Source organism: Pseudomonas sp. SED1, assembly GCF_034044025.1.
Classification (GTDB): Bacteria; Pseudomonadota; Gammaproteobacteria; order Pseudomonadales; family Pseudomonadaceae; genus Aquipseudomonas.
In genome coordinates, this window is sequence record NZ_JAXCIS010000237.1 from 1 (window position 1) to 5520 (window position 5520).

At 61.0% G+C, this 5520-nt stretch carries 5 protein-coding genes; 3 read left to right on the forward strand and 2 right to left on the reverse strand.

Translation table 11 applies throughout. The features are described from left to right. Window positions 1-116: 116 nt before the first annotated feature. Window positions 117-1097 carry a sugar-binding transcriptional regulator gene (locus tag SNL23_RS30660; protein ID WP_226477269.1) on the reverse strand — a complete coding sequence of 327 codons (981 nt, stop codon included), beginning with the start codon at window positions 1095-1097 and terminating at the stop codon, window positions 117-119. Window positions 1098-1160: 63 nt separating this feature from the next. Next, window positions 1161-1622: a ribose 5-phosphate isomerase B gene (gene rpiB / locus SNL23_RS30665; protein WP_003215716.1), complete on the reverse strand. Its 462-nt coding sequence runs from the start codon at window positions 1620-1622 to the stop codon at window positions 1161-1163. Between the two features lie 284 nt (window positions 1623-1906). Between rpiB and SNL23_RS30670 the strand changes: the two genes are divergently transcribed. From SNL23_RS30670 to SNL23_RS30680, 3 genes are read left to right on the forward strand one after another with little or no spacing between them, the layout of a single operon-like run. Beyond that, window positions 1907-3394, forward strand: a complete 1488-nt coding sequence (locus SNL23_RS30670) for a sugar ABC transporter ATP-binding protein (RefSeq protein ID WP_318304643.1) — start codon at window positions 1907-1909, stop codon at window positions 3392-3394. Continuing rightward, window positions 3391-4380 carry an ABC transporter permease gene (locus tag SNL23_RS30675; protein WP_010172022.1) on the forward strand — a complete coding sequence of 330 codons (990 nt, stop codon included), beginning with the start codon at window positions 3391-3393 and terminating at the stop codon, window positions 4378-4380. Before SNL23_RS30670 ends, SNL23_RS30675 begins: the two co-directional genes overlap by 4 nt. 56 nt (window positions 4381-4436) lie before the next feature. Then, on the forward strand, window positions 4437-5444 hold the full coding sequence (locus SNL23_RS30680; protein ID WP_318304644.1) for a substrate-binding domain-containing protein: 1008 nt from the start codon (window positions 4437-4439) through the stop codon (window positions 5442-5444). Window positions 5445-5520: the final 76 nt, after the last annotated feature.

Sequence of the window (5520 nt, forward strand, 5' to 3'; positions counted from 1 at the left end):
TTTTGCTTACTTTTGCGCTTTTCAAAAGTGAGCCGCTGTAAGAGCGGAACCCATTTCAGCCATAACAAAAATAACGGATATACACCCAATCCAAAAAACGTGACCTATCGCCCAGGTCAGCCTTTGCGCGTCGCATCATCCAGCGCCAGGATGGTATGAGCATTGGTCACCGTGGTCGCCAGCGTATTGATCACCCCCGACCGCAACGCCCCAAGCGTCGCCGCCGCTTTGGTATTTTCACTGGCAATCGCCACCACATCCGGAATGCGGAACAGCTCCTGCACCGTCAACCCAATCACCCGCCCTTGAATCGCGTTGACCGCCGGCTGGCCATGAATGTCGATAAAGTCATACCCCATCATGTCCCCCACCGTGCCGGACAACCGCGCCTGGGCGATTTCCTGCGGTGAAAACCACCCCATGCGCACCATGTTGCTGTTTTCACTCATGTCACCGATGCCGATCAGTGCCATGTCGGCACGGCGAGCACGGTCAAGGGTGGAACGCACGGTATCGTTGCTGATCAGTACGCCGCGCAGTTCCGGATTAGCCACCAGCGCCGGGGCGTACAAGCTTTCACTTTCGCCGCCAAAACGCAGGGCCAGGCGCCGGCAGATGTGGTCGGGGTTCATGTATTCGCCCGCCTTGAGCGAACCGCCAATGGCGCACACAAACGTGCAATTGCGGGTCACCGGCAGGAACACGTTATCGGCCACTGCGCCAACGTTACGGCCCATGCCGACCGCAACGATCATGCCGTCGCTGAGGGTTTTGTTCAGGTAGTTGGCCACCAGGCTCGCAACCGCCGAACGCTGGGTGTCGGGGTCGCTGTGGTCGACCGCGATCAAGGCGCGGTCCAGCTGGAAACGATCCACCAGCGCCTGTTCTAGCTCGTTGTTCATCGCCGGATGCTGCAACACCCGCACCTCGACGATGCCTTCATCCCGTGCGCGTTTGAGCAGGCGGCTGACTTTTGCCCGGGACAGGTCGAAGCGCTTGGCGATGGCTTCCTGAGTGACGTTCTCAAGGTAATAGAGCATCGCCACTTCGGTCATCAGGTCGATGTCGCTGGCGATGCGCTGGGTACTGTCACTCATGGGCACGGGCTTCCGTTTCGGTGTCAAAGGCGCATTCTCCCGACTCTTGCCCCGTTCCGTCCACTACTGATGCCCGTCGCGCTCGATCGCGTTGATGCGGTCGACCTTGGCCCCGGAACGCGCGGCTTCGAACTCCGACTCCAGGAACGACTTGACGATGCTCTTGGCCAGTTCCGCACCGATCACCCGTGCACCGATGGACAGGATCTGCGCATCGTTGCTCTTGCGCGCCCGCTCCGCCGAATAGGTGTCGTGGGCCTGGGCTGCACGAATCCCCAGGACTTTGTTGGCCGAAATGGCCATGCCGATACCGGTGCCGCACACCAGCACCCCCAGCCGCTGTTCACCGGCATTGATCGCCGTGGCCACCGCCAGGGCGATGTCCGGGTACAGCACCGGGGCCGTGGAGTGGGTACCGAAGTCGGTCACCGGGTAACCCAGTGCCTCGATATGGCGCTTCAACAGTTCTTTGAGCTCATAACCCGCTTCATCGCATCCGATAGCCACCGGGAAAGGTGTGTTCATGGCGTTTGGCTCCGCTGCCGTTTTGGGTACTTTCGAATGATCATATGATCACTCAATGAAATTCCGATCAGTCATTTCTCGGGCATTCCAGGCGCCCTGTCAAGCAGGATTTAGCTGACCCTACAGTCAAAGCCCTCTAAATCGGCACAGTTTGCGCAAAACCACGCATTTACAACTTTTCAGTGAAAGAGATTGACTGATCAGAATTTCATTTGATACACATATGATCACAGCGAAACATGACTGTGCGACCTAATAAGAATTCACAGCACGAGGACACGCCGATGGCCACGCCATTACTGCTCCAGGCTGAACACGTCGCCAAGGCTTACGCCGGGATCCCTGCCCTGCGTGAGGGGCGCCTCTCTCTGCGGGCCGGCAGCGTTCACGCCCTGTGCGGCGGCAATGGCGCAGGCAAATCGACTTTCCTGAGCATCCTGATGGGCATCACCCAGCGTGACGCCGGGACCATCCTGCTCAACGGCTCACCCGTTCAGTTCAACCGCCCCAGCGAAGCATTGGCGGCGGGGATCGCGATGATCACCCAGGAACTGGAACCCATCCCCAACATGACCGTCGCCGAAAACATCTGGCTGGGCCGCGAACCGCGCCGCGCCGGCTGCATCGTCGACAGCAAGCAACTCAACCGACGCACTCGCGAGCTGCTGGAAGGCCTGGAGTTCGACGTCGACGCCACCAGCCCCATGCATCGCCTGAGCGTGGCGCAGATCCAGCTGGTGGAGATCGCCAAGGCGTTCAGTCACGACTGCCAGGTGATGATCATGGACGAGCCCACCTCCGCCATCGGCGAGCGCGAGGCCGAAACCCTGTTCAAGGCAATCCGCCGCCTTACCGCCCGTGGTGCCGGCATCATCTATGTGTCGCACCGCCTCAGTGAACTGGCGCAAATCGCCGACGAGTACAGCATCTTTCGCGACGGCGCCTTCGTTGAGACCGGGCGCATGGCCGATATCGACCGCGCCCACCTGGTGCGCGGCATCGTCGGCCAGGAACTCACCCGCATCGACCACAAGGTCGGCCGCGAATGCGCCGCTGAATGCTGCCTGGATGTCGACAGCCTGAGCCGCGCCGGCGAGTTCCAGGACATCAGCCTGCAACTGCGCCAGGGCGAAATTCTCGGCATCTATGGGCTGATGGGATCGGGCCGCAGTGAATTCCTCAACTGCATCTACGGCCTCACCACCCCGGACTCCGGCAGCGTGACCCTGCAAGGCAAACCGATGCCCATCGGGCTGCCCAAGGCAACGATCCTGGCCGGCATGTCGCTGGTCACCGAAGACCGCAAAGACAGCGGCCTGGTGCTCAGCGGCAGCATCCTCTCGAACATCGCATTGTCGGCGTACAAGCAGCTGTCGAGCTGGTCGCTGATCAATGCGCGCAAGGAAAACCAGCTGGCCCAGGACATGGTCAAGCGCCTGCAGATCAAGACCACCTCCCTGGACCTGCCAGTGGAATCCATGAGCGGTGGCAACCAGCAAAAAGTGGTGCTCGCCAAATGCCTGTCGACCCAGCCGATCTGCCTGCTGTGCGACGAGCCGACCCGGGGCATCGACGAAGGCGCGAAGCAGGAGATCTATCACCTGCTGGACCAGTTCGTGCGCGCCGGTGGTGCGGCGATTGTGGTGTCGTCCGAAGCCCCGGAATTGCTGCACCTGAGTGACCGTATTGCCGTGTTCAAAGGCGGAAGGCTGGTGACCATCAGCAGCGATACCGCCCTTTCCCAGGAAGCCTTGTTGAGTCTTGCCTCATGAATGCCAAATCACTTTCTACACCTGCAGCCGCCCCCATCACGACCGCACCCCGCAGTCGCCTGCGCTTGTCCCTCGACCGCTTCGGCCTGCCGCTGGTGTTTATCCTGCTGTGCCTGGTGATGGCCTTCGCCAGCGAATACTTCATGACCTGGCGCAACTGGATGGACATCCTGCGCCAGACCTCGATCAACGGGATCCTCGCCGTGGGCATGACCTACGTGATCCTGACCAAGGGCATCGACCTGTCGGTGGGCTCGATCCTGGCGTTTGCTGGCTTGTGCAGCGCCATGGTCGCGACCCAGGGGTATGGCGTGCTGGCGGCGGTCAGCGCCGGGATGTTCGCCGGGGCGATGCTCGGGGTGGTGAACGGCTTTATGGTCGCCAACCTGTCGATCCCGCCCTTTGTCGCGACCTTGGGCATGTTGAGCATTGCCCGGGGCATGACCTTCATCCTCAACGACGGCAGCCCGATCACCGACCTGCCCGACGCGTACCTGGCGCTGGGTATCGGCAAGATCGGCCCGATTGGCGTGCCCATCGTGATCTTCGCCGTGGTCGCGCTGATCTTCTGGATGGTGCTGCGCTACACCACCTACGGCCGTTATGTGTACGCGGTGGGCGGCAACGAGAAGAGCGCTCGCACCTCCGGGATCGGCGTGCGCAAGGTGATGTTTTCGGTGTACGTGGTTTCGGGCCTGCTCGCCGGGCTGGCCGGTGTGGTGCTGTCGGCGCGCACCACCTCCGCCCTGCCCCAGGCCGGTACTTCTTATGAGCTGGACGCGATTGCCGCGGTGGTGATCGGCGGCACCAGCCTGTCGGGCGGCACCGGCACGATTGTCGGCACGCTGTTTGGCGCGTTGCTGATCGGTGTGATCAACAACGGCCTGAACCTGCTCGGCGTGTCCTCCTATTACCAGCAGGTCGCCAAGGGCCTGATCATCGTGTTCGCAGTCCTGATTGATGTGTGGCGCAAGAAAAAACGCTAGTCGCTTTTCCTCGAAACCGAACTGAACGACCTACAACAATAAGCGGAGTTCTCATCATGAAAGTTGGTATTTCCCTGGCCGCCGTCGCGGCACTCTCCCTGCTCGCCAGCAGCATTGCCCTGGCTGCCGATGGCAAGACCTACAAGATCGGCGCCGCGGTGTACGGGCTCAAGGGCCAGTTCATGCAGAACTGGGTGCGCGAGTTGAAGGAACACCCGGCCGTCAAGGACGGCACCGTGCAACTGACCGTGTTCGACGGCAACTACGACGCCCTGACCCAGAACAACCAGATTGAAAACATGGTGACCCAGCACTACGACGCGATCCTGTTTGTACCGATCGACACCAAGGCCGGCGTCGGCACCGTGAAGGCTGCCATGAGCAATGATGTGGTGGTGATCGCCTCCAACACCAAGGTGGCGGACGCCAACGTACCTTATGTCGGCAACGACGACGTGGAAGGCGGCCGGCTCCAGGCCCAGGCCATGGTCGACAAGCTCAAGGGCAAGGGCAACGTCGTGATCATCCAGGGCCCGATTGGCCAGTCGGCACAGATCGACCGCGAAAGGGGCGAGATGGAAGTGTTGGGCAAGCACCCGGACATCAAGATCATCGAGAAGAAAACCGCCAACTGGGACCGCGCCCAGGCGCTGGCCCTGACTGAAGACTGGCTGAACGCCCACCCCAAAGGCATCAACGGGGTGATCGCACAGAACGATGACATGGCCCTTGGTGCGGTACAGGCGCTGAAGTCCCATGGGTTGTCGTCCAAGGACGTGCCGGTGACCTCCATCGACGGCATGCCGGATGCGATCCAGGCGGCGAAGAAAGATGAAGTGACCACCTTCCTGCAAGACGCCCAGGCCCAGTCTCAAGGCGCGCTGGATGTGGCGCTGCGAGCGTTGGCCGGCAAGGATTACAAGCCGCAGTCGGTGATCTGGGAACGCTATGGCAAGGACGTGAAATGGGGTGACGGCACCGCCAAGAACTACATCCTGCCGTGGGTGCCGGTGACTAATGCGAATGCGGATGCGCTGTACCAGCAGGTCAGCGGTACGAAGTAAGTTTTGACTTGAAACCTGGTCAAGTGTGGGAGCGGGCTTGCTCGCGAAAGCGGTGGATCATTCAACAGATGTGCCA